This window comes from Rubinisphaera italica, from assembly GCF_007859715.1.
Lineage (GTDB): Bacteria > Planctomycetota > Planctomycetia > Planctomycetales > Planctomycetaceae > Rubinisphaera > Rubinisphaera italica.
In genome coordinates, this window is record NZ_SJPG01000001.1 from 5364593 (window position 1) to 5390362 (window position 25770).

Here is a 25770-nt window from a genome sequence, read left to right on the forward strand (position 1 = left end):
CCTTGGGAACAAGAATGTCTGCGGATGTTACCAGCGTTCAACCGGCCCTGCAGGGACAGGGACTTGCAGTTCTGGGAGAATTCCCGTTCGGGATCCTTCAATCGGCCCCTGTTCTCGAACTGCGTCCATCGCTGCAAGAAATTCGCTGCGGGTTTTTGATTTCTGAACCCCTTCCCGTAATTTCGCAGGGACGCGCATCGCTTTCAGATACCAGTGAACTGTTCGACGGTAAGCGATTAAAGCACTCTCGGGGCCATCTAATTCTTCGAGATAGCCGAACTGCTGCAAGACAAGATCAAGTCGTTGATTGAAATTTCCCGGCGGGTCATAACTGCCGCACTCCTCCCATTGCTGCAACTGATGAAAGATCCAGGGATTAGCCAACGCTCCGCGACCAACGCTGATCGCCGTGCAGCCAGTTCGTTCAAACATGCGCGCGGCATCGGGGATGGAACGAATATCGCCATTGCCAATGACGGGAATCGATTCAACGGCTTCGACCACCCGGCGAATCCCACTCAAATCGACAGAGCCCTTAAATCCCTGTGCTCGGGTCCGACCGTGAATCGCAACCGCTTTGATACCGACCTGTTCAAATTCCCGAGCGAATTTGGGAGCCGTCAGTTGGGTTTCATCCCAACCAAGTCGCATTTTGACGGTGACTGGTAAAGAGACCGCTTCCACAATGGTCTGCACCAGAGAGACCGTTTGCTGCAGAGAACACATCATCCGAGCCCCGGCTCCATTGTTAGTCACATGATCGACCGGGCATCCCATATTGATATCAATGGCATCGATTCCGGGCAAACTTTCCAGATACTGCACGGCATCCCGCATATACTTCGGCTCACTGCCAAAAATCTGCACGGCAAATGGAGTATCCTCGGGACAGGTGCGGATCAGCGCCATCGACTTATGACTTCCCGCCAGTAACGCCCGAGCATTGACCAGGTCGCACGTTCCCATTCCCAGCCCGCCACATTCTCGCACGACTCTTCGAAACGATAAATTCGTGTACTTTGCCAGCGGAGAAAGACAGAATCGGGTCGGAAGTTTGAGACTTCCAAACGAGATTGGTGGCATTGCTGTCGGTTGAGGATAATGATACCGGCCATCAGCGAAGACCGGTTCAGAAATGTCTGTCGAAAGGGACATATGGGCTCGTGCTGTAGGAAGTAAAAAGTAAGATGATACAATAATGTTACAAATTGATCGCAGAGTTTATCAGGAATCAGCAACTTGTCACATTCAATATTTATTACTGGTGTCAGTTCCGGGCTGGGTTATGGTCTGGCGGAATATTATCTTCAACAGGGAGACAAAGTCCTCGGCTGCAGTCGGCGGACACCTGAGGAACTGACACAGTACGAAAACTTTCAGTTCACTTCCTGTGATGTTTCGAAATTCGACACACTTCCTGAAAAGCTCGATCAGTTGTTCTCAGGAGTGGAGACGTGTGAACTTGCCATCCTGAACGCGGGCATCCTCAGCCCATTTGGCGATCTTCAGGAGACGTCCATCGAGGATTGCCAGAATGTGATGGATGTGAACCTGTGGTCGAACAAGATCATTCTGGACTGGCTGCTGCCGCGATATCCCGCAATTAAACAAGTCGTCACGATCTCATCAGGAGCAGCCGTGAATGGAAATCGGGGTTGGAATGCCTACTCGATTTCCAAATCAGCACTCAATATGCTGACCAAACTTTACGCTCAGGAAGCTCCCCAAACTCACTTTCTGGCCATTGCACCGGGGCTGATTGCAACGCACATGCAAGATGTTCTTTGTGGCCTGGATGAAGACGATCGCTTCCCGACACTCGATTCTCTCAGAAGCCGGCGGGGAACCGACCAAATGCCAACAGCCGAGCAACTCGCACCGAAAATTGTCGCTGTCATTGAGAATGCACCTGCTCATGCAGATTCTGGAGATTTCATCGACATCCGCAAAATCGACTGGTGATCTTTCACAAACGCAACTCAATCATTCATCCGCAGTTCTGAATTCACATCTGCGTTCATGTCTGATATGTTGAATCTCAGCATTACTGAAGAATTCAATCATCTCTCAATGTGAGTTCCAATTGTGGCCCGAAACTTATTTGCACAGAACGAGGGATCCGAAGAGACCCTCGTCAAATTCTGCGAGATCCCGGCTGGCAAATCTGGCGATTGTTTCGTTTTATTGAGTGACAAACAACGAGCCGAAACTCGTGATGGGAAGCCGTATTATCGGTGTCAGTTTCGTGATTTGAAACGGACGGCCACCTCAATGATCTGGAACGACTCCAGCTGGTTTGAAGCCTGTGATGAAACATGGGAGCCAGGCCAGTTCTTTCAACTACGATGTCGGTATAGCGAAAATCAGTACGGCCCGCAGATCGATATTGAACGCATCCGCGAAGTGAATGATGCCGACCGAGCTGCTGGTTTTAATCCCGCCGATTATCTCCCCGCATCTCGCTTTGATACAGCCGCAATGTATGGCGAACTCTGCGAGATTGTCACGAAGGAAATCACAGAAGAACCGTTGCAGGAACTCGTACTGAAAATCCTGCAGGATCATGAAGAGGCAATTTGCGAATACCCGGCTGCCTCCCGCAACCATCACGCCTACCGCAGCGGCTTCCTCGAACATGTGCTCTCGGTGACGAAAACAGCCGTCTATCTCGCGCATAAATACCGCGAGTATTATCAGGAAATGTCACCGCCACTTTCGATCAGTCTCGTTGTCGCCGGAGCGATTCTGCACGATATTGGCAAGCTCGAAGAACTCTCTGCCCAGCCGCACGGAGCCGACTACACTGCCGCAGGGCGATTGATTGGTCATATCCTGCTCGGCCGCGATCTCGTTCGCGATTATGGAAAACAGATCGACAATCTCAATCCCGAAACACTTCTCAGGCTCGAACACATCATCGTCGCCCACCAGAACCTGCCAGAATGGGGTTCGCCAATCGCACCTCATACGCCGGAAGCGTTACTCGTTCATTATGCCGATGACATCGACGCCAAATTCCAAATGATTGCCTTCGCCCTCGGCGAAAAAACAGCGGATGATGCCGAGTTTACTTCACGACAAAATCCGCTAAGACGTTCAATCTTTCGAGGGTTTGGCGAAGTCAAAGATTAAGAACGTTCGACAATAATTCTGGGAATTCTTTAGACAGTCTGACCCGCATGTTTACCTTCGGCGAATTCTTCAATTGCTTTCTTACAAAATGCGGGCAGGTCATCGGGATTCCGACTGGTGACCAATCCCTGATCACAAACGCATTCTTCATCGACCCACTCTGCGCCAGCATTTTTCAGATCTGTTTTGAGACTTGGCCAGGAAGTCATACGACGTCCTTGAACAACATCCGCTTCGATCAACGTCCAGGGACCATGGCATACTGCAGCGACCGGTTTTCCCTGTTTGAAAAAGTCTCGCACAAAATCAACGGCAGTTTCATTCATTCGTAAAGCATCAGGATTGAAGACTCCGCCGGGTAGAACCAATCCCTCATAATTTTCTGCACTGACTTCATCGACAGTTTTGTCGACAGAAAACTGATCGCCTTTTTCGTCATGATGCACGCCTTGGATTTTGCCAGATTTCAGCGAGATCAGATGGACTTCCGCTCCCGATTCCTTGATCGCTTCCCAAGGCTTGGTCAACTCGACCTGTTCGAAACCGTCGGTTGCGAGAAATGCGATTGTTTTTCCTTTGAGTGTCTCTGTGGCCATTGGATTAACTCCTGATATTCAATTCTAATTTTGTTATACGAGTGTTATTTCACGTAAAGAACAATGAACTCATACTCTGATATTTCTTTGCACAATTGCGACACGCCATTGCACATTTCCAGCAAGCATCAATGCATCGAATGATGCTTGTTCATTGCTCTCTCCTTCAGCTTTGAAGAAAACTTCATTTACCAAGGATGAGTGCAATTCATATTCCGACTCGGCAGATAGTGACAATTATTCCCAAAAGTTCGTGCGTTTAATCCGATCTCGGAAATCATTGAGTGCGAAACAACCAGGATGGTCTGTGGTGAAGCAATCAAGATTTGACAGAGTCAAAAGTTCAGCCAGCTAAATCGTGTTTAATAAAACCCCGACATGAAAAATGCCACGCCATTTAAGATTCTCAATCCAAACTTTTCAGAAGCATATCATCCTGATAAGACATCAGATTGAAAACAATTACGCATTGCATGCTCGCACAAGCGTGAGCAATACCCCTGGCTAATCTGCGAGGGTGACTTTTGAAATGATCGTCCAACCATCATTCACGGGAAGATCGTTTGCGAAACGAATGGCAGGCCGATCTTGCCAGGGATCCCGTATTCCAATAGCAAGTTCGTATGAGCCGGGCGGGGATGAAAACGTGAAATCGGATTTCTCTGAAAAAGAACCAGGCTGCCAGCTGCGAAGATCCCAGTCTGTCTCTTGAATTTCGACCACTTTGCCTTGATTATCCAGCAAGGCCCATTCGATTGACCAAGGATAGTAAAACGGTGCCACTCCCTGGTTTTTGACTTCAAGTGTAAACTGTGCCGCTTGATTTGCCTTGAGTTGAGCCGGATGGATGAGCCTTGTGATTTGGAACTCATAGCCCATTTTTTGAATCAGCTCTTCACAATTTTTTGAGTACTGTTCGCTTTTCGATTTTTCCAGAGCCGGGCAATATGGCCCAATCCAGGTAAAGTGAGACCGACTCAACATCGTCAACGTTGTGTCGAAATCTTTCCCGATCCATTGACGGGCTTTGTTGGGGACCATCTCGCCACCCACGACAGCCACTTTCCAGTTTTCTGTTCGATTCGATTTGCGGACTCCAGCCAGAAAACTCCAGTCTTCTCCGTTGTCGGTATCCTGAGGAAACATATCATCATGAAAGCCGATCCACTCCTGTTGACCAGCGAAGTTGCTGGCGTAGCGGACCATCAGCGATTTGTCAGGAAATGCTTTTCGATAAGCCTGTATGATTCGCTGTTCCGTTTCAGGCGAAGCATAGAGTTTTTCCCGAGGCCAGGTATGCCACTCGCCCCAGAATCCGAGCAGGCCCAATTGGATGAAAGCGATGCGGGGATGTTTGTTGTAACGCTTGCCGAGAGCGCCGATCAGTTTTTCCATCGCGGCAATCATTCGAGGGTCATCATAATCCGGAGATTGCCCGCCGCCATGTTCTGTGTAAGCCGTTTCTTTCACGCCCGTTTTACGTAACCAGTCTGGAAGTCCGGAAGGAAGAGAAGGGTAATCGACATAAACTCGAAAAATGATATGCTTCCCTTGAGCCGCCTTCACGTCCCACGCCTTTTCCCATTCCTCAAATCGATAATCCCCCTTAACCGGCTCAAGCTCACGCCAGGAGATGTATTGAAACACCATCGAATAGGGCTGATGAATCTCTCCTGCATCTGTATATGGACACCAGCCTTTCAGCGGATTATCGAGCGGACCAGCTTTTGCGAGAGGCTGGATTACCAAGTCTGCAGCTAAAGTCTCTTCAATTGGCAACAGCAGACAGAGAGAAGCAATCATAAAGAAATACGCAATCAAATGAATTCGGTACACTTGCAAGCCTTACTACGGGGAGATTGGATTTAGAATCCTGACCTGTTCACTTTGTGCAAATCAGGCTTCAAATTGTATGCCAATCCTGTTGTTTCGGCAGCAAGGAAAGCTGAACTGCTTAATATGTGAACATGGTTCTACTGCTGAGACCAGGAATAGTGGTTTTATGGATACACTTTATTTCGTTTATTCCACGACTCTATTAAATGGAGTTAATAAATCAGGCTAAAAATACCGGTATACATGTGTAAATCCGAACGAACTCCACAAGAAATACTTTCCCTGAGGCCAGAGATATGGTAATATAATGTTATTATTATGGGTGATCGCTGGCCCTCAGCGTGATCACTATTTTGTTTACTGTTTTTTAGGATCTATTGGAGGTTTCGTTGCAAAGTTTGACTAAATATCACAGCAAGCGTGATGGATTTACCCTTATTGAACTACTTGTTGTCATCGCGATCATCGCAATACTGGTCGCATTGCTACTGCCAGCCGTTCAGCAGGCTCGTGAAGCGGCTCGGCGATCCAGTTGTAAGAACAATCTTAAGCAACTTGGATTGGCGATGCACAACTACCATGATACTCACCGTGTATTTCCTCCGGGATACGTCGATGAACGTGGCAGTGGCGGTACAATTGCTGATAACGAACCTCACTGGTCCTGGACGGCCATGATTCTCCCATTTGTTGAACAGGGACCGCTGTTCGACCAGATCAATGTCGGGTCCAGCCCGAGAGTTGTAATGGCGAATGCTTCAAATTTGCAGGCTATGGGAAACCCAATTGCCTCATTCCGGTGCCCGTCCGATGCGGGAGCCCCTATTGTTCAGTCCAATCTCGGTCAACGCGTGATTGATTCCAATGGAACTGACGTTGGAACAGCCGTTATGAATTACGTCGGTGTAAACAATTCTCGTAGTATCCGCAGGACCTCTGGTTCGAATCCTGCCAGCAATGCTGTTGGCTTGTTCTTTCGAGACAGCAGAACCAGCTTCCGCGACATCACTGATGGGACCAGCAATACCCTTCTGATTGGCGAACGTGCCTGGAAAGTTAGAACCACGCCTATTTTTGCAGGATCGCTATTTGTTCTTCGCGATATGAATGCAGGTGGACCTGCAGAGGCACACGGTGATCAGGGTATGCTCGGTGCTATGGGGTCAACGATTACTTCAATCAATGGTAATCCAGCAACCCAGACCAACCGCCAGATGTTTGCCAGCCAGCACGATGGCGGTGCACAATTCGTTCTGGCCGATGGCTCAGTCCGATTCATCAGTGAAAACATCGATCACAATATTTCCGACCCAATCGACAGCACACTGGAACGCCTCGTCGGTATCTCTGACGGGCAGGTTGTTGGCGAATTCTAAGCGTTGTTAAGATCTCAAATACGATTCAACCATGCCCTCGTTGTTTACGACGGCATGGTTTTTTTATTAGTAGTCTTGTATCGCGAAGTATGGTTAACATGTGAGGTGTGCCCCGCCCCTGCAATGACGATCTGAAAGAAAATCTTTCATAACCCCCGCTTTATGCTTAGATTTTCAAAGACGCTAAGAATTCAGACGATGCATGTTTCCACTTCTCTAATTGTCGGTTCTCAAAGTTTCGTAGTTTCGTAGGGTGCGTCTTGACGCACCTTCCTCACAAATTATTTGAACAAGCATCATTTTCATTCCGCCTGAGACAATTATGGGCAGGAACCACTGAGAGATCACCGTGAATTGATCCCTGGTTGATCTAACAAACCTGGAAAAGTGCGTTTAAACGCACCCTACTTCATAACAAGATGGATTGAATCGCAACCTCACACACTCGCTTGCGCTTCGTGCTTGTATTTCACGCTTCGCCTATTAGCTATCGTGCCGCAAAACAATCATCCCCAATGGCGGCAATACCACTTCCACGCTTTGCTTCCGGCCGTGCATCGGTTCTTTGACGGTTTTGACTTTGCCGGCGTTGCCGACGTTGGTGCCGCCGTAGGTGTGGGCGTCGCTGTTGAGGATTTCTGTGTAGGTGCCCGCTTTTGGCACGCCGATCAGATATTTGTCGCGAGGGACTGGTGTGAAATTGAAGGCGCAGACGAGCGTTTCGGTTTCGTTCTTCGAGATGCGGCAGAACGCATAGGAACTATTCGCAGCATCGTCGGCGTGAATCCAGGAGAAGCCGGCGTCGTTGAAGTCGCATTCATGCAGAGCGGGATGATCGCGGAGGACGCGGTTCAAATCGCCGATGAAATTACGGATGCCATCGTGATGGGTGTTGCCGATTAACGCCCAGTCGAGTTCGGCATCGTGATTCCACTCGTGCCATTGTCCCAGCTCGCAGCCCATGAAGAGCAGCTTTTTGCCGGGCATACAGTATTGATAGCCGTAGAGCAGGCGTAGGTTGGCGAACTGCTGCCAGAAGTCCCCCGGCATCTGGGAAAGGAGGGAGCGTTTGCCATGGACCACTTCATCGTGCGAAAGGGGCAGGACAAAGTTTTCGGTGAAGGCGTAAATCATGCGGAACGAAAGTTCGTTCTGATGATGTTTGCGATGCACGGGATCCCGCTGAATATAATGAACGGTATCGTTCATCCAGCCCATGTCCCATTTCATCGTGAAACCGAGTCCACCCTCGTAGACAGGCCGCGAAACGCCACCCCAGGCGGTCGATTCTTCCGCGAAAGAAAGAGCACCGGGGAATTCGCCGTGAATCATGACGTTCAGATCTTTGAGGAACTGAATTGCCTCCAGATTTTCCCGTCCGCCGTGGGCATTCGGAATCCATTCGCCTGCTTCACGCGAGTAATCGAGATAAAGCATCGAGGCGACGGCATCGACTCGGATTCCATCAATGTGATACTTATCGAGCCAGAACCTCGCACTGGAGAGCAGGAAGTCGCGGACTTCGTTGCGTCCATAGTTGAAGATGTAGGTGTTCCAGTCGGGATGAAATCCCTGGCGAGGATCGGAATGTTCGTAGAGGCTGGTGCCATCGAATTGGCCGAGGGAGTGGGCGTCGGTCGGGAAGTGAGCGGGCACCCAGTCGACAATCACGCCAATTCCCGCCTGATGGAAGGTATCGACAAAGAAACGGAAATCATCGGGTGTTCCGAAGCGGCAGGTGGGAGCAAAGTATCCCGTTGTCTGATAGCCCCAGGATCCATCAAAGGGATGCTCGGTGATCGGCATCAATTCGATGTGCGTGTAACCCATCTCGCGCACATATTCGAGCAGATCGGCTGCCAGTTCCCGATAGTTGAAATACTTCCGGCCATCTTTAGGACGCTTCCAGGAGGCGAGATGAATTTCATAGATGGAAATCGGCTGAGACATCCAATCGCAATTGCGACGGTAGTCCATCCAGCCGCCATCGTTCCATTGATAATGATCGAGCTCGTAAACGATGGAAGCGGTTTTTGGAGCTTCTTCGGCATAGAAGGCATAAGGATCCGCTTTATGATGGACGTGGCCATCTTGAGCTTCAATGGCATACTTGTAGGTATCGCCGGCATTCACACCGGGAACAAATCCCGACCAGATGCCTTCGTTGCTGCCGTGAAGATCGTTTTGTGCAGGCGTCCAATTATTCTTGTCGCAAATCACGGAAACACGTTTGGCATTGGGAGCCCAGACGGCAAATCGAGTGCCCTGGATACCATCATGTTCGCCTGTGTGAGCTCCTAAATAATCATACATATTACAGTGCATTCCTCTGGATAACGCAACGAGATCAGCCGGGGACAGAACAAGGTGTCCATTCGAATTTCGTGTGACAGATTGAGTCATAGTATGTGGGGTACGTTCATTCTGAATAACTGTTGATCCAATGTTCATAATAATCAGATTTTGCGTCTGTTGCCATGACCTTCACACATCGAGCCTGGTATGCAGGCATATTTTTGTGATCGATCAGGCAAAGTTACCATCGTTCGATATTCAGAAGAATCGATATTTCTACCGTAACATCTGTAAGTTCTAGAACAAGTGCAACTGCTTACAGCCAAACTCTATCAATCACGAAACCGACCGACAAGACGAACCATTTCGGCATTATCAAGTGCAATTTGCTTGATGGGTAGAGTGTCGAAGGGCATACAGTTTTTGTTCACTGGTCAAACCACTTTTCACTGATTGCCTCAGGTTTTTCAGGATTCAGGGCCTCTACCCTTTTCGATTGCTTCAGAATAGCTACACTTTTGGACGCATCAATCATCACTGACGCGTCTCGCATAAAAAGTACATCTGGGAAATCGCACCATGGACGAACATCTTTTAATTTGGATCAGTATTGCAGCAGGTATACTGGCTTTGGGATTCGCATTCTGGAAATCCATATGGGTCGATAAACAGGATTCCGGGAACGAGCGGATGCGGGAGATTGGAGCGGCTATCCGAGAGGGGGCAATGGCGTTTCTGAAACGGGAATACGTTGTGCTCTCCGTTTTTGTGGTGGTGGTCGCCTTTGTGTTGGGGTTGGTTTACAAGGGAGATCAGCGGCTCGTCAGTCTCTCTTTTGTTGTTGGTGCGCTCTGTTCTGGCCTGGCAGGATATATTGGCATGCGTATCGCCACGGCGTCGAACATACGAACGACTCAGGCGGCTCGCATCAGTTTGAATGATGCACTGCACGTCGCCTTCTCAGGCGGGACTGTCATGGGGATGTCTGTCGTGGGGCTTGGACTGCTCGGATTGAGTGGTCTGTTCATGGTTTACGTGTCCCAATTTGGCATGGAATTACCGATCCTGAATGCAACGGTTCTTCCCATTCTGAGTGGATTTGCGATGGGGGCAAGTTCTATTGCACTTTTTGCCCGTGTCGGCGGTGGTATATTTACGAAGGCGGCTGATGTGGGAGCCGATCTGGTTGGAAAAGTCGAAGCTGGTATTCCGGAAGATGATCCTCGAAATCCTGCCACGATTGCCGATAACGTGGGCGACAATGTTGGCGATGTCGCTGGTATGGGGGCAGATCTGTTTGAATCCTACGTTGGCTCGATCATTGGAACAATGGTCCTGGGAGCAGCCGCCCTGTCGGTGGAATTAGTCGTACTGCCGCTGGTTCTGGCAGCATCGGGAATTCTGTTTTCGGTTCTCGGGACATTTCTAGTGAGAACGCGGGAAGGCGGAAATCCGCAAGCGGCTCTCAATGCCGGAACATTCGGAGCGGCAGGGGGCATGGTTCTGTTTGCATATCCTCTTGTTCTGTTTTGTGCTCCAGAAACCTTTACTCTGTACGAAGTGACCTATCAGGCAACAGGGATTTTCTGGTCCATTGTTGTTGGCTTACTTTCCGGTATCTCGATTGGAATGATTACCGAACACTTCACCGCTGAAAGTCGAGGCCCCGCACGACGTATCGCTGCTCAAAGTCAGACAGGAGCCGCAACAAATATTATCGCAGGTTTGGACGTCGGCATGATGTCCACTGCCTGGCCTGTCGTTTCGTTAATTACCGCAGTGATGATCTCTCATTCTCTGGCAGGTCTGTATGGCATTGCCATCGCGGCTCTGGGGATGCTCGTCACAACGGGGATACAACTGGCGGTCGACGCTTACGGCCCCATTGCCGATAATGCGGGGGGCATCTCGGAAATGGCTGAGCTTCCCCCTGAAGTTCGTCAGCGGACCGATAAACTGGATACCGTCGGGAACACAACGGCTGCCATTGGCAAAGGCTTTGCCATTGGCTCTGCAGCCTTAACCGCACTGGCTTTGTTTGCGGCTTATCGTGCTCAAACGGGGATTACTTCGATCGATGTGACTGATCCCAAAGTGACAGCCGGCTTGTTCCTCGGCGGCATGTTGCCCTATCTCTTTTCGGCTTTCGCCATGGGAGCCGTCGGGCGGGCCGCTTTTAAAATGATCGAAGAAGTCCGCCGTCAGTTTCATGAAATTGACGGAATTATGGAAGGGCTTGCCCGACCGGACTATGCCCGCTGTGTCGACATCGCCACTGGAGCCGCGATTCGAGAAATGGCCATCCCGGCTCTCCTCGGAATTTTCACCCCGATTGCAGTCGGTTTTATTGGCGGACCAGAAATGCTCGGCGGCTTACTGGTTGGAGTGACCGTCTCTGGAGTGATGCTTGCACTCTTTATGGCGAATGCAGGAGGAGCTTGGGACAACGCGAAGAAGCATATCGAAGAAGGCAACTTTGGTGGCAAAGGCTCGGAAGCTCACAAGGCCGCCGTTATCGGCGATACGGTTGGAGATCCGTTTAAAGACACGGCTGGTCCCAGTCTGAACATTCTGATCAAACTGATGAGTGTTGTCGCGCTGGTAATCGCACCGTTGCTTGTATAAGGACTACTGTTACTTCGATTGTCTGACATGCTCAATGATGGATGATTGCGGACCATCATTGAGCACTGAAATCATTTTGAATGGGCTTGTTATTTCGCTGGTCGGGTCAGCGTATTGAGCAGGATTCCAGTTGCGACAGAGACATTCAACGACTTCACGTCACCGAGATTCGGTATCGTGCAATGCATATCACACTTTTCGAGAGTCAGTCGTCGCAGTCCCTTTTGTTCGTTACCGACAATCAATAACCAGGGTCGCTTCTGATCGATCTTCCAGACGGAATCCTGGGCGTGTTCCGAAGTTCCCAACACCCAAAGTCCCGCTTTTTGAGCAGTTTTGATGGCTCGATTCAGATTTGTCTCGATAACATACGGAACCGATTCCATGCCACCAGCTGCAATGTCGTGAACGGTTGCATTGATCGGAGCGGACTGATTTTTCGTCATCATAATCCCACGCACCCCAAAAAAAGCAGCCGAGCGGAAGATGGCACCGACGTTATGGGGATCCTGCAGCGAATCGAGGGCAAGCCAGATTGGTGGCGTCTTCAGACTGGTATCGCCAATTCCGTGAAAGAAGTCTGTCAGTGAAATCGGTTTTTTGGGTTTTACGATACCAGTCGCATGGCCGGTCCGTTCGACCTTATGTGATGGGCGATCTCGTTGTTTTTTTTCCTGAGTAAATGCGAGATCACGAACGGGAATTTTCTTCTCTGCCGCGACATCAGAAATTTTACGCCACAAGCCTTTCGGCTCCACGTAAAAACGAAGTTCCTTCACATCGTCCGGCCTCTGCTCCAGCGCAGCCAGGACCGCATGAGGGTTCTTCAATTCCAACCAGTTTTCAGCATCAGCAGGCAGTTCAGACAACGGACTCTCAATTTCACAAAATCTTCTAGGGCGGTTCGATAACGTCAATTCACAAGACTGTAGCAAAACCCGATGAATTGAGCCGCAAATAGACCTCTGAATTTTTACGATCCGCTGAAAATACTGGCAAAAACAGTTCCCAATATTTAACAGAGCATTATCGTTTCTGATAAACTCGCACGTAATCGACCAGGAACTGAGCCGGGAATTGGGTTGAGTCATTCGGGTTACCAACAAATTGCCCACCAACGGAAAGATTCATCACCAGATGAAACCGCTGATCGAATGGAGCCGGGTATTCTGCAGCAGCCGAATGCCACTTTGATTGCGTCTGATAGAGTTCGCCATCGACATACCAGCGGATTTCACCCTCTTGCCATTCGATGGCGAAGGTGTGGAATTCTTCGGTGAACGAACCTTGTTTGAGCTCGAATTGATCGCCCGAATAGGCATTCTGAGGCCACTGTCCACCATAGTGGAGAGTTCCCAGGACGGTCTTCGGTTCCTGTCCTTTGAACTCCATGATGTCAATTTCGCCACTCGACGCCCATGTTCCATATTTTTCATCGGTCGGCAACATCCAGATTGCGGGCCACATTCCCTGGCCAGCTGGGAGCTTCGCACGGATTTCAAAGCGGCCGTATTTCCAGTCCCCACGATGTTTACTGCGAACCCGTCCGGAAGAATATTCTCGAACCGTACCTGCAATTCCCGCGTTGTCCTGATGTGCTTCCAGAACGAGATTGCCATCTTGCACCCGTACATTTTTGGGTCGATCGGTAAAAATTTGTAACTCCTGATTTCCACCCCCAAATGCATTCACCTCCGTTTCCCACTGCTGATAATTCAGGGACTTCCCATCAAATTCATCCTGCCAGACAAGCTTCCATTCGTCAGCATTGGCAGAGGTATGAACACAGAAAATGCTAAGCAGCAGGAAGGATAATCGAATGCGCATACAGAGACTTTCAGAGTTGAGCAGGTAAGAATGGCAGAGAGTCATCAAAAGAGGACGAATGCGTTCCACAATTAGAGGTACTACCGAAAAGTAATCGTTTCACACGCATCGCTTATTCAGTCAGTGCTTTTCTGACGACAGGATTCCACAAACCGTAACCGATTTTATTCAGATGTAATCCATCCTTCATGAAAATATCGTCCCGAGGTTTTCCTTCTTCGTTCAGTAAAACGGTTGCAGTATCTACGTATTCCAGTTGACCAACTTGCTCGGAAAACTTTTTAATCGCCATGTTCACCTGATTCATCTCTTCCCACATTTTCCATCGACTTTGGCTGGGCTTGATGGGCAGATAATAAACCGTAGTTCCCTCAGGCAGTTCTTCATAAACCTGCTTCATGAATGCTTTGAAATCGCAGATCACTTTTTCAGGCGATTTGCCTTTAGCGATATCGTTGTCGCCGCAATAGAACACGATTTTACTAGGCTCATACTTGTTGACGACCTTATCAAAGTGATAGAGCACATCCGAAGTCTGCGAACCCCCAAAACCTCGATTTGTCACATCCAGGTCCGGAAAACTCGCGTCCGTATCCCACATGCGGATGGAAGACGAGCCGACAAACAGGATCCCGTTTTTCTCGGGCATCTTCTTTTCATCCAATGCCGCAAATCGCTTCATTTCCCCATCCCATTTAGACGCGGGATCTTTCGGAGCATCATCGGCGGCAAATGTAATTGTCGAGCCAATTGTCAGGCATAGAAATAAAGAAAGAAATGAAAAACGATTCCGCAATAACATGGTGTCTGTCCTGTTTAAACTGATACATTCGTGTCGATTGAGATTGACTCGGTAGGAAAGGGGTCCAGCCTGTCTCTGTTGAACCATTATTGAACCATACATGCACAGTGATAATCAACACACAGCAGCCACGAATGAAAAGTAAGTCGAAGGGATCCCCTCATCCGGCCTTCAGGCCCTTCTCCCCAGGGAGAAGGAAACAAAACCGCTCCCCAGGGAGAAGCAAATTATTGCTCTGTGAATAGCGAGATAAGATCTGACGGTTTACTTCATCAATGGCGCTTCCAGCCAGGCATGGAACAGATCATAATAGTTCACCACCAGCCAGGTCATGATGAGTAAGAGTCCAGCTGCTACATCATTCCGGCCAAAGTGGTCTGCTCGTCCATGATGTTTCACAAATTCCAGCAGCCGACCAGTCGGGCATCCATACTTACAGTAAGCCATCGGAATGAATGCAGAAACAATCAGACTGACAACTGCCAGCACAATCGGTATCCAGGCTGACTGTCGAAACAGATACGCATCGAATGGTTCGAGATAAGAAAGGTCGAGTGGCAGTTCGAGAACTGAAAACGAAATGGCGATTCCAATCAGAAACCAGGGAATCCATTTCAGACCTGATGCAACATGAGGCGAGACTCGAACTTTCCATGGCACATATCGACTCAACAACTGTTGAGCAGCACCGTGTGGACAAATCTGCGAGCAATACGGCTGTTTGCGGGTTGTCGCAGGAGCCAGAAAAGAAATCGCCAGTAATGTCACCAGTCCCGGTGCCATCTGCCAGGCCACTCCATGAGCGGCATAGCCAGCAAACAGACTGATTGCCAAAAGCGATCCATTCAGAAAACCTACATACACAATAGCTGCAATTTTCAAGCCGATCCAAACACTCTGCTTTCCCTTCCAACCGGAGCGATAAGTCACAAATAATCCGATCACAATCGCGATCCATAACCCGTAATCGGTTGCCGAAATTCTTAGTTCGGGTTTCACGTCCTGTTGATCAATCGACCAGCGAAAACGATGCTGAATCGATTTCGCAATCCCCATACTACTCAACGTCGCCCCCGAAACTCCTTCCATGTATTCATCATAGAAATCGAGTCCAGCCAGATTATCCCAGTCCCTACCTTGCCAGAATTCCATGAAGTAGGAGTCGTCCCGAACCCAGCCAATGTGTCGGGTCGTGTCCCAACTTTTGCGGATTTTAATGCCGAGGATTTTCCGTGTGGGGATGTCCAGCTGAGGGGCAGGGGGGGCATCGTACGGCAACGTCATCGAATTGGGATTCGGCTCTGTCGTGGGCTTTCCCAGCACAATGAGAACGTCGGTTGGCCCGGCATAGCCGATGATTTCCTGAGACTGCGGACTGGTTCGCAGGGCATAGCCGATCTCCTCATCCAATTTCCCCAACACAAACAGACCGGCTCGATTACCATCGTCATATTTCAGGGAGGCAGCCTCCGGGAGAATTTCTCGAACCTCTTCCAGTTCGATAGGACTTTCCCCCTGAATTTTCAGGCGGATCGCATGCTGACGCATCATCAGCACAATCAGAATGAGAATGGTGATCCGATAAGCTTGCAGAAGCAGAGGTCGCAAACGTGAAAAACGAGCAGTTTTTTTAGCGGCCGTCGAAGTTGTTTCACGCGTCATGGACAACGACATCTATTGAGGATTTGGCTCCTTAATCGCTGCAAAGCCTTGCCTGGTCAATAGATAAGGGGCGGGAAGCTACCTCCTCGTGCACCTGGAAACACGAAGCGTAGGGCTGCTTCGGTTAAGATCTGACCCGGTTAGCACGGTCCCACCGCACTCAGAGGTAGCTTCTCACCCCCCACCATTCACCGGCAGTCATGCGAAGCAAACTCTAGTGTCCCATGCTTTCCCCGCGACGTCAAGTAACCCCAGTGAAAGGATTCGGGAAATCGGGAGATTGCGGGGATTAATGAGGAATTCAATGATTCAATACAATAAAATGTTGGGTGGCTGGGGTCGAACGAAGTGAGTCCCATGGAGAATCGACGCTCTGGGGGCTCCGCTCAACTACGCCCCCAGTCACCCTTGAAATTCATAATGTTCTTGTATTCCATCTGATCTTGACCTGAAACGAGAAAAATTACAGACTCCGCCTCAACTTTTGCACACAACATACGGCCAGGGAGGGCTGGAATGAAACGGTATTTGGCAGTCGCCACGATTACGATTTATCTGGGTACCCTCAGTTGGGGCATTTTCTCGCATACTTTTGCTGTCGGACATGTCTCCCATCCGGCGATGTATTATGTCGTCTGGGATATGTTCTGTGGCTGGTCGGGCTACGAATGCCGACAACATCTGATCGCCCAGGGCGAAAGTGGGCAGTATTACAAGCTGAACCCTGCTCCGTGGGGAGAATTCAAAGCCTTCGGACCAGCGGATCGCATTGATTACGACAGCTTCGCCGCTCATTCTCAAAACATTGCCCGGAACATCCTGCGAAACACTGAACACGAACCGATTCAACGGATTTTTCTCGTCGAAGAAAACTGGTCGAAACGCTACAACATCCCCGACTATCTCTGGTCCATGAAGTTTGAAGAGGAAAAAGAATCCTATTCCTACTTCCACACACGAATGATCTACAACTCTGAGTGTGAGCCGGTTGAATCCCGAATGGGATGGATTGCTGCCATCAATAGTAAAAATCTGGAAACGGATCCGCGGCTCGCGAAGATGAGGAACAAGGCCAAGCCTTTTTATGCGGTCACTCCTTACTCTCAAGCACCAGCGCAAAATGCCAGCTCGATTCCGGCATATGCCACCGATGGAATTTTGCCCGCCTCTTATCAGCAAACTCAATAAGTAAGACCGTCTGCAAGTCAGGCCATGTCTGACTTGCGCCACAAACCATAATTATCGTTGAAAACTCCACGGACAATCGGAATTTTCAGGAGCTCCCATGGACGCAAAACTCGATAGCTCATCTTCTTCGTGGACAGCGACTCTGCGCGAGTTTTTCTTTGATCGCCAGATCCCTTATGGCATGGCGTTGACGAGAATCGCTTTGTCGCTTGTGACACTCGTTTATCTTTCGCGTCGCTGGCCACACGCTCGGGAATTTTTCTCGGCTGATGGAGCCCCATCTCCCCTGGCTGCCAACTATGGCTTTATCGATTTTATACCGTTGTTGCCGGGAACTGTAGCGGTCGCCTTATACAGTGTGTTACTGATTTTACTGGCCACGTTAATGCTTGGCTGGAAAACACGCATCTCTGCCTGGGGTGTCTTTGTCCTGTTCACCTATTTCACGCTGCAGGATTCTCTGAGCACGATCACAAAATATTCGGTTATTTCCTCACACGCCTTTTTCCTGCTGGCGCTTTCAAACTGTGGAGCAGTCTGGTCGGTGGATCGCTGGCAGGTGTTGAAACGTCAGGGCATCGCTCGTCCGGTGCGATTGCTCGGAACGGGCGAAGCGGTTGAGATCTGGCCACAACGTTTGCTGCAACTTTTTCTGGGCTTCGTCTATCTGGGAGCCGCCATTACAAAAATGCACACAGAAGCGTATTTCAGCGGCGATCAACTTCGTTTCTGGATGCTTTCGAATGTGAATCATTACAACCCTCTTGGGGAAATCATGGCTATGTTTCCCGCCATGCTGGTCAGCTTTGGCTACATCGCGATCCTCTGGGAAATTCTGTTCATTTTCATGGTCTGGAACAAAAAATTCCGCATCCCCATTCTGGTCGTAGGAGCGACATTTCATGCAATGACCTACGTGACGCTCGGGCTGATTGTCTTCCCGTTCGTCTGTTTCAGCTTGTACCTCTGCTTCTTTAATGAGAGTGATCTCCAATGGTGGCAGAGTGTGGGCCGCAGACTTTCCGGAAACAGCCCGACTTTCAGAAAGCTGACGCGGATTCCTCATCGAATGACGACCGCTTTGTGCCGCGGATGTCTCCAGGTTGGAAACCGGGGTTTGATTTTTGGAACCGCCACTGCGGTGCTGCTGGCAGTATTTGTCGAACATCAAATGGATGTCTATGGATCGCGACGAGCCGAAGGCAAGTATCAACTGGCGACATTGCCTTATCCCGATGCGATGCGGATGCTGAGCACAAATGACAGTATTCGCGAGGTCGACAAACTTTTGTCGTTCGATGTCGGTTGCTGGATGACCAGCGGACTGGTCACAGAGTTCAGTAAATCATTCAAACAGGGCGATCGCATTCTCGTGCAGGCCACCATGATTCCTCCACATGGAGACGTTTATCTCGAATGCAACCTGCATGATGCCGAAAATGCGGTTCTCGATCAGACCGAAGGAGTTCTCACGCGTGAAGAATTCCGCTACACATTCACGTATTACATTCCAACCTGTCTGGCTCCCGGTGAGTATCAATTCGTATTGAAGTCCAACACTGAAGAAATTGCCCGAAAAACAATTCAGATAGCTGGTGTAGATGAAGCGTGCGTGGTGACCCGGAAATAACTGGGTGGCACGCCCGGAACGAAGAGGTGGGCGTGGTGATCTCATCGTGGACGAATTCAGGAACTTTCTGACGGTTGAAGCTGCTCAAAAAAACTGAGTGCCATTTCCACTCCTGTCGTGGGCATGCTTCATACAATCCCAGTCACTTCAGATCATCCTGCTTCGATCAGCAATTGTATGCTCACTCTATGTCGGATGAATTATTGGAGGTATTACTGTCAGGAGATTTGCGAAACGTCGGCTTCAAACTGAGATGCTTTTCCGAGCGTGTCAAATGCCCCCAGTTTAAAGGTTCGTCCTGACTGTACTGTTTCCCAAGCCGTTTTGCGGTCTCGGCCTGGGCCAGTTCGTAGCCGAGATAAAAAGCGTGCGAGGGTGTGATCTCGCCCAACTCGGCTGCCTCCAGAAAGAGTTGAAAAGGATCATTCCCCTGAAAATGGCCATCGCGATTGATCAGATGTAAAGCGTCGTCATTCGCGAAGATCCGATAATTGGGATCGCGAATTTGATGCGTTAATTCGTACAGTTCTTCTTCCGTCAACTGGTGAACTCGCGGATCCCGTAATGAAAGCAGTCCCGCATTGATGTGCTTGGGTAACTGCTTTTCAGTGATTGCGTAATGTGTCATCCGTCGGGCGAGATCGAATTCCTTCACCGATTCTCGCGCCCAGTTGATGACCTCTGTCGTTAAGACCGAACGAATGCCCAACTCCTGGCACAATGCAGCCAGAATAAAGTTCACCCCGGCCGAGTCGACCTCAGCCAGTTCGGTGATGTTACCGACGCCCATCATCATTTCCGCATTCGGCCACCGTCGACGGGTTTCGTAATAGCGAGCCAGAGAAGCCGCAAATCCGAAGCCGACCGGTTCGAGAATCGGATCGAGCCGATAGGGAACCCCCGACTTTTCCAGTCGCTCCAGAATTGGGTCGAAGGTATCGAGATTCTGGAAGTCATCGGGAATAGCAACGACTTCTGTTTCGAGTTTGGTGATCCAGTCGAGATTGCTCGAGTTGGCACTGAGAATCAACTCCGCTCCAGCCTCCACAGCCGCTTCAACTTCCTGCTGGTCAAAACTGTCGATCGAAACTCGAAAACCAGCCTGACGAAGCTCGCGGATATGTTCCCCCACTTGAGAAGCAACTGGTCCAGGCAGGCAGCCATAATCGATGAAGTTGGCACCGCGTTCAGCGTAACTGGTGGCGAGCCGCAGTAACTCTTCTGTTTTGAGTAAGGGAGCGCCGTTGATTTCTGCCAGAATTTCGATGTCATATTTTGATAGGTCGGGCGGTTCCTGATCTCGCTTGTCAAACCAGCGGGGCAGATCGCGAAGATCTTTGGGGCCACGCAGGACGGGCACGTCCCATTTTTTGCTCAGTTTTTCCAGATCCCCCTGACACCAGCCCGGCAGAATGACCTGCTGAACATGATCGGGGACTTCAAGTTTGCGAGCGACCCAGTCGACGTGCATCAGGGCGGCAACATTAATTCCCAGCACTGCGACTTCGGTAGCAATCTGATTCCGCTCACCAATTTCCCGGACAATGGGCTCCAAAGCCGGCGCTGCCAGGCGGCCTGTTACGAACAAGATGCTGTTTGGTTGAGTCATCACTTGAGTTTAACAAATGGCGTTTCATTTTTCGCAGCAGAGTAAAACGCCAGAGATCGTAAATGACAAATGCGGGTGTCCGAGAGTTTGGGGGAATCCCATTAGGGGTCACAATCATGACGACCCTTGCAATCGCTCCTGCTGCAGGGGAGATTCTTTGGGAATCCTGCACCCCATTCGATGATCGAACCTAGACTTGATTAATGACCTCTTGATTCCGACATCGATTGAATTTATCTATGGATCTCATGCTTCCTGTTCCGTTAGCTGTTATTTCCCGCGAAATGCTGGGAATTATTGTGCTTGTGCCGATGACGCTCGTCGTTGGTTTTGCACTCGGGCTGATATACGAACGGTGGTACCACGCCTCTGCTCTGCAACGAACCAGTAAACGATTTGAAAAACTTTTTGCCCATGTGTCTGGTTGTCTGGATCAAGCCGAACGTGCTTGCCAGATGTTACAGAAGCGGGCCGTGACTCAGCCACTCAATGTGAAGCAGCAGTCGCAGCTCCAGAATACGTGTGGCAAGTTAAGTAAACATGTGCAGCAATTGAATGTTGCCAAAATCGTTGAAAAGAAGACCAGGCCCTTTCGTCAACCGAAGTGGAGTCAGTCTCCAAAGGATGATCGAACCGGATTACCTGACTTCTCGGCTTATCAGCAAAATCTGATTGCACTGGCGAAAGCTCTTGAGAAAACGTCAGCGGAAGCCGGGGCGATTTTCATCAAGATCGATCACTATGATCGTCATGTCAAACAATACGGTATCAATGCTGCAAATGAATTTGTTAAACAGACCGCATCGCTGGTTGTTCGTCAACTTCGCAATGAGGATGTGCTGTGCCAGGCGACGGACGATGTGCTGATCGGACTGCTTCCAGATTTGACTTCCACTCAGATGACCGGGCTTGCCGATCAGATCCGTACGTCTGTCAGCAATAAAGTTTTCTCCCTCCAGGAAACGAACGAGCAAGTATTTGTGACAGTCACATTTGGTTGCACCAGTTTTTCCGCAGCCGATGCCCGACTCGAACATTTTGAAGATTTGCTCTGGGAGCGTTCGCAACTCACTTTCCACACCACCCAACGCCATGGCCGCTGGCAACTTCGACAAGTTTCTCCTGATGGTTCGGTGAAATTGATTGCTGGGTAGTTATAACTGGGGGCTTGCAAATTCCAATAAAATCATAACCCGACGCGTCAGCGAGGGGCCCGTGTGGAATTCATAGTCAGCGAGATCTTGTTGATGTCGGCCCTGCTAAGCGGATAGCAAGACAAGCGATTTTATGCTCCGCAGATCAGTTTTTCACATGAAATAACTGGCACGATTTGATATTAGAGTTTAACCAAATTACGAATCGGACGTCGTCCCCTCGCTCACGCTTCGGGTTAAGATTCTTTGGGTATTTCGCACATGGTCTTCGCAATTTTTATGAATTCTGTCGTTTGCAAAACTTCAGTAAAACCTTGTTTCAAAGTTTCAAATGAGAACCGGAATAAGAACGTCAACCCGCAAGTATTTGACAACGTAGGTTGAGCTTGCGAAGCGTAATCCAACCTGCGAACTACGAACTTGCATACCGCAATCAAGATCAGTTTTTGCCGATGCGAAGATGAGACTTTCATTCGCTCCTTGTTCCTATGCCCTTCCTGATTTAAACTGCCGTCTGAACAAAACAGATATTTACGATTTGGATCAGGAATTTTTATGCGTGACGCGATTATTTCCGCATTGGCTGAACATCTTCCGACAGTCATGCGCTGGGCGGGAAGCCTGGCTCGGGAGTTGCGAAAGCACAATATTGCCATCACAGGCAAAACGTCCGGCAGTGCATTGACGGATGCACTGACTCTGGCTGACTTGTCTATTCAGGATCTGCTCGTGAATGCGTTACGCGATCTGGATCCGATCTTCATGCAATGTCGCATTGAAGCAGAGGAGTCGACTGGCGATTTGTATCGGTTTGCAGAAGAGAGTGAATATGTGATTTCTCTCGATCCGATTGATGGGACGAAACAGTTCCGCGACAAGACGGGGGATGGCTATGCCGTCATGCTACATTTGCGGACGATGGACGATGTGATTTATTCCCTCGTTTACCTGCCTGCTCAAGGCCCGAATGGGGGTTGGGTGGAAGTTCGGCCTGGCAAGATGCTCACCGGTCCCGATGATCCCGGCAAGCCGGCTCGTCAGGTTCTGGACAGCATGACGCCGATTGATGTGAAGACACGCCCCGATTCCAAAAAAATCTATCTGATCGGTTTCCAGCAACACGATGCGGCTCGTGCAGCCGATGTGACTGAAGCGGGGCTGGACGGCATTGCTCCCGATTTGATGCCGGGCAGCATTTATCCCTTATTGGCAACTGGAGAATTTGGAGGCTCGTTAATTCATACGCCAAACGTGTACGACTATCCGGTTTCGTTCCAGATTGCCCGCGAACTCGGCGGCGATTCTGTCTGGGTACACAATGGTCAGCGAGTCAATTTCACAGAAACCTGGATGGATGATCGAGCCGACATGCTGCGACTGCCGGGAATTGTCGCAACCTCAGCGAACCCGGAAACGCTCAAAATCCTATCGGAGCTGGCTTGTAAGTGGAGTCCGGTCCGCTACGAAGATTAAATATCGCAAAGACTCTGTTCATACCGAATTCACTCGTTCCTGAAGTTCTCAATGTTTTGCATGAATTGACGTAAACGGTTTGATTATAATAGGTTAACGGGATTGTTAGTCGGAGGCCGTCCCCTCGCTGACGGTTCGGGTTATGATTCGCCATATAAAAAACTGGGCAACCAGGGCACAAGTAGAAATTACTACATACTATATATGGTGCGGTTGGGAAAAATCTTATCCTTGTTCAAATTTGGAATCCTTCAGCGTGATCGTACGAACCTGCCACAATTCTGAGTCCTGTGTTGATGCTGGTCAGGAAGCGGTCGCACATCTGGCAGCGGGTGAGATTGTCGGTATTGCTACAAATTTCGGATACACTGCTGCAACACGAAATCTTCAAAATCTGGCTGATAAGAACCTTACGAACATTACGCCGATCCTCGTCCTGAGGCATCACGATGAACTTGCGGACTATTTGCAGACATCCCGAAAAGCGGCAGGCAGACTGTTTTCCAGATTGCCGAACGGGTCAGTCATTTTGCAGTTTTCCTCCGGGAAGGATTCGTCACTATTTGACCGGCCGGACGATCTCCCTTTGCTCAGCGATGAAGTACAGCATGTTGCACACTGCCTCAATACATTCCCAGTCAATTACATTTTGAGTTCGGGACCGCTCGCAAAATATGCTCATCCATACACTGCATGGCCGTTATTTCTTCTCTGGCCGACGCAAACGGACTCTGCAAGTCAGTATCATTACTGCAGAACCGCTCAGAGCCTTGTAGAATATCTGCCAAACTGTTTGAATTATGTAATGGAGACCGGTCCTGTTGAAACCGACTCTGCACCAGCTGTCGTAGAATTCCTCGATCAGGGAGTCAGTATTATTCCTTCCAATGAATTGAATAACGCGACCATCCTCGAAAATACCCGGGCAGGAATTCTGTTTGTCTGCACAGGTAATACGTGTCGCAGTCCGATGGCCGAAGCAATTTTTCGCAGTATGCTCGCCGAGCGATTGAATTGTGATACTGCAGAGCTGGCCGGTCAGGGAATCGAAATTGCCTCAGCAGGCATCGCGGCTGATTACGGACATTCTGCCAGTCCGGAAGCCGTTCAACTGCTTGCCGATGAGGGCATCGATTTATCGTCCCATCAAAGTCAGCCATTAACGGAGTCATTGCTGGAGAGGTCCGAGCGCGTGTATACTCTCACTAATCACCATCGTGAAATCATCATCACCCATCGACCCGAACTGCGGGATCGAGTACAGGTTTTGGGGCAGGATGGACGAGATATTCCCGATCCGATTGGTGGAGATGTCGCAGTTTACCGACAGTGTAAAGAGGTCATTGAACAGAATTTACGACTGATTGCCGAAGAAATCGTCCGTGAGCTTGACCAATAAGACTTTCCGTGAACAATAGGTCTTCTGGTAATTCACCGAAATGTAACTTCATAATGGAATGCCCTGCTTTTTACAGGCTGTCTGATTGGCCGATTGAGATTTTGCAGGGATGACGAGACCAAACCGAATGAAAGTAGCCGTCGCAAGCGATCACCGTGGATTTGATTTGAAGGCGAGAATTGTTGACCGCCTGACTAATCTCGGCCACGAAGCCATTGATATGGGCCCTGGATCAGGCGAAAGCGTCGATTATCCCGACTTCGCAGTCGGCGTCTCGAAAGCGGTCGCCAATAAAGAAGCTGATCGCGGCATTTTAATTTGCGGTACCGGTATGGGGATGTGCATCGCCGCCAATAAAATCAAAGGGATTCGCGCAACCGCCTGTCACGATGAAGTGACCGCAGAAATGAGCAGACGCCACAACGACGCCAACGTACTCTGTCTCTCAGCAGAACTTCTTGGCGAACAACTCGTCGACCGAATGATTGAAATCTGGGTCACGACTGAATTCGAAGGGGGCCGTCATGCTCGAAGGCTCGATAAAATCTCCGATTTCGAGTCGCATGAGTAATTCATGTTTGCGAATCTGGCCAATCGAATCTGCTTCATATCTCTTCAGTAGCAAAAACGCTTAGGCTCGATAGAATACCTCGTTGCTCATTACACTTACTGTTGACTTTCAGACTCGGGAGAATGGGATGGATTTATCTTCCCTGCGTTACAGCAAATCACACGAATGGGTTCTCTGGGATGGCACGACGGCTACCGTTGGCATCACCGATTTCGCCGTCTCACAATTGACGGACCTCGTGTTTGTCGAGCTCCCCGCACCCGGCACCGATGTGCAAGCGGGGCAATCCTGTGGTGAAGTCGAAAGTGTGAAAGCAGTCAGCGATTTGAATTCTCCGCTCGATGGAACTGTCACCGAATCGAATGAGAACCTGGCAGATGAACTGGAAAAACTTTCTGACAGTCCTTTCGAGGAAGGTTGGATGTTCAAACTGACCCCAAGCGATCCCGCCCAGATCGAGGAATTGCTCGATCGAGCCGCCTACGAAAAATTGTGCGAAGACGAAGCTCACTGATTATTATTCTATATACGTTCCAGATGAAAACCGAAAAATAATCAAACCCAGGTGGCGGGGGCGCTCTCGCAGAGAAGCCCC

At 49.6% G+C, this 25770-nt stretch carries 20 protein-coding genes; 11 read left to right on the forward strand and 9 right to left on the reverse strand.

The window, feature by feature from the left end; translation table 11 throughout:
• Positions 1-27 precede the first annotated feature (27 nt).
• A complete protein-coding gene (gene dusB, locus Pan54_RS20465) occupies positions 28-1155 on the reverse strand; it encodes a tRNA dihydrouridine synthase DusB (protein WP_146505249.1) in 1128 nt (375 codons plus the stop codon).
• 84 nt (positions 1156-1239) lie between these two features.
• Between dusB and Pan54_RS20470 the strand changes: the two genes are divergently transcribed.
• On the forward strand, positions 1240-1962 hold the full coding sequence (locus tag Pan54_RS20470; protein ID WP_165441886.1) for an SDR family NAD(P)-dependent oxidoreductase: 723 nt from the start codon (positions 1240-1242) through the stop codon (positions 1960-1962).
• A gap of 123 nt (positions 1963-2085) precedes the next feature.
• Positions 2086-3132 carry a 3'-5' exoribonuclease YhaM family protein gene (locus tag Pan54_RS20475; RefSeq protein WP_242631383.1) on the forward strand — a complete coding sequence of 349 codons (1047 nt, stop codon included), beginning with the start codon at positions 2086-2088 and terminating at the stop codon, positions 3130-3132.
• A gap of 29 nt (positions 3133-3161) precedes the next feature.
• On the opposite strand, the gene Pan54_RS20480 is transcribed toward Pan54_RS20475, so the two are convergent.
• Both Pan54_RS20480 and Pan54_RS20485 read right to left on the reverse strand, forming a co-directional pair.
• The gene (locus Pan54_RS20480) at positions 3162-3728 is read right to left on the reverse strand and encodes a type 1 glutamine amidotransferase domain-containing protein (RefSeq protein ID WP_146505252.1); all 567 of its coding nucleotides are present in this window, start codon (positions 3726-3728) and stop codon (positions 3162-3164) included.
• 504 nt (positions 3729-4232) lie between these two features.
• Complete coding sequence (locus Pan54_RS20485; RefSeq protein ID WP_146505253.1) at positions 4233-5564, reverse strand: DUF4832 domain-containing protein; 1332 nt, start codon at positions 5562-5564, stop codon at positions 4233-4235.
• Positions 5565-5953: 389 nt separating this feature from the next.
• Here Pan54_RS20485 and Pan54_RS20490 point away from each other — a divergent pair, with 389 nt between their 5' ends.
• Positions 5954-6940: a DUF1559 domain-containing protein gene (locus Pan54_RS20490; RefSeq protein WP_242631384.1), complete on the forward strand. Its 987-nt coding sequence runs from the start codon at positions 5954-5956 to the stop codon at positions 6938-6940.
• Positions 6941-7423: 483 nt separating this feature from the next.
• Here Pan54_RS20490 and glgB read toward each other — a convergent pair whose 3' ends face one another.
• A complete protein-coding gene (gene glgB / locus Pan54_RS20495; RefSeq protein ID WP_146505254.1) occupies positions 7424-9343 on the reverse strand; it encodes a 1,4-alpha-glucan branching protein GlgB in 1920 nt (639 codons plus the stop codon).
• Between the two features lie 471 nt (positions 9344-9814).
• Here glgB and Pan54_RS20500 point away from each other — a divergent pair, with 471 nt between their 5' ends.
• On the forward strand, positions 9815-11860 hold the full coding sequence (locus Pan54_RS20500) for a sodium-translocating pyrophosphatase (RefSeq protein ID WP_146505255.1): 2046 nt from the start codon (positions 9815-9817) through the stop codon (positions 11858-11860).
• An 89-nt stretch (positions 11861-11949) separates the two neighbouring features.
• On the opposite strand, the gene rlmB is transcribed toward Pan54_RS20500, so the two are convergent.
• The 4 genes from rlmB to Pan54_RS20520 form a co-directional block, all read right to left on the reverse strand.
• The gene (gene rlmB, locus Pan54_RS20505) at positions 11950-12729 is read right to left on the reverse strand and encodes a 23S rRNA (guanosine(2251)-2'-O)-methyltransferase RlmB (RefSeq protein WP_242631386.1); all 780 of its coding nucleotides are present in this window, start codon (positions 12727-12729) and stop codon (positions 11950-11952) included.
• A gap of 157 nt (positions 12730-12886) precedes the next feature.
• On the reverse strand, positions 12887-13687 hold the full coding sequence (locus Pan54_RS20510; protein WP_165441887.1) for a glycoside hydrolase family 16 protein: 801 nt from the start codon (positions 13685-13687) through the stop codon (positions 12887-12889).
• Positions 13688-13799: 112 nt separating this feature from the next.
• Positions 13800-14489, reverse strand: a complete 690-nt coding sequence (locus tag Pan54_RS20515; RefSeq protein WP_165441888.1) for a GDSL-type esterase/lipase family protein — start codon at positions 14487-14489, stop codon at positions 13800-13802.
• A 264-nt stretch (positions 14490-14753) separates the two neighbouring features.
• The gene (locus Pan54_RS20520) at positions 14754-16151 is read right to left on the reverse strand and encodes an FMN-binding protein (RefSeq protein WP_165441889.1); all 1398 of its coding nucleotides are present in this window, start codon (positions 16149-16151) and stop codon (positions 14754-14756) included.
• 516 nt (positions 16152-16667) lie between these two features.
• Between Pan54_RS20520 and Pan54_RS20525 the strand changes: the two genes are divergently transcribed.
• Together Pan54_RS20525 and Pan54_RS20530 are read left to right on the forward strand one after the other, a co-directional pair.
• Complete coding sequence (locus tag Pan54_RS20525; RefSeq protein ID WP_146505260.1) at positions 16668-17339, forward strand: hypothetical protein; 672 nt, start codon at positions 16668-16670, stop codon at positions 17337-17339.
• Between the two features lie 97 nt (positions 17340-17436).
• A complete protein-coding gene (locus Pan54_RS20530; RefSeq protein WP_146505261.1) occupies positions 17437-18969 on the forward strand; it encodes an HTTM domain-containing protein in 1533 nt (510 codons plus the stop codon).
• Between the two features lie 181 nt (positions 18970-19150).
• On the opposite strand, the gene Pan54_RS20535 is transcribed toward Pan54_RS20530, so the two are convergent.
• Complete coding sequence (locus tag Pan54_RS20535) at positions 19151-20578, reverse strand: DUF6513 domain-containing protein (RefSeq protein ID WP_207310196.1); 1428 nt, start codon at positions 20576-20578, stop codon at positions 19151-19153.
• Between the two features lie 239 nt (positions 20579-20817).
• On the opposite strand from Pan54_RS20535, the gene Pan54_RS20540 reads away from it, so the two are divergent.
• From Pan54_RS20540 to gcvH, 5 genes are all read left to right on the forward strand, one after another.
• Positions 20818-21732, forward strand: a complete 915-nt coding sequence (locus Pan54_RS20540; RefSeq protein WP_146505262.1) for a diguanylate cyclase domain-containing protein — start codon at positions 20818-20820, stop codon at positions 21730-21732.
• A 555-nt stretch (positions 21733-22287) separates the two neighbouring features.
• Positions 22288-23205 (forward strand): inositol monophosphatase family protein, encoded by a 918-nt coding sequence (locus Pan54_RS20545; protein WP_146505263.1) that lies wholly within the window; start codon positions 22288-22290, stop codon positions 23203-23205.
• A gap of 256 nt (positions 23206-23461) precedes the next feature.
• Complete coding sequence (locus Pan54_RS20550) at positions 23462-24604, forward strand: low molecular weight protein arginine phosphatase (RefSeq protein WP_165441890.1); 1143 nt, start codon at positions 23462-23464, stop codon at positions 24602-24604.
• A gap of 127 nt (positions 24605-24731) precedes the next feature.
• Complete coding sequence (gene rpiB / locus Pan54_RS20555; protein ID WP_146506515.1) at positions 24732-25175, forward strand: ribose 5-phosphate isomerase B; 444 nt, start codon at positions 24732-24734, stop codon at positions 25173-25175.
• Positions 25176-25302: 127 nt separating this feature from the next.
• A complete protein-coding gene (gene gcvH, locus Pan54_RS20560) occupies positions 25303-25689 on the forward strand; it encodes a glycine cleavage system protein GcvH (protein ID WP_146505265.1) in 387 nt (128 codons plus the stop codon).
• The last annotated feature ends 81 nt before the right edge of the window (positions 25690-25770 follow it).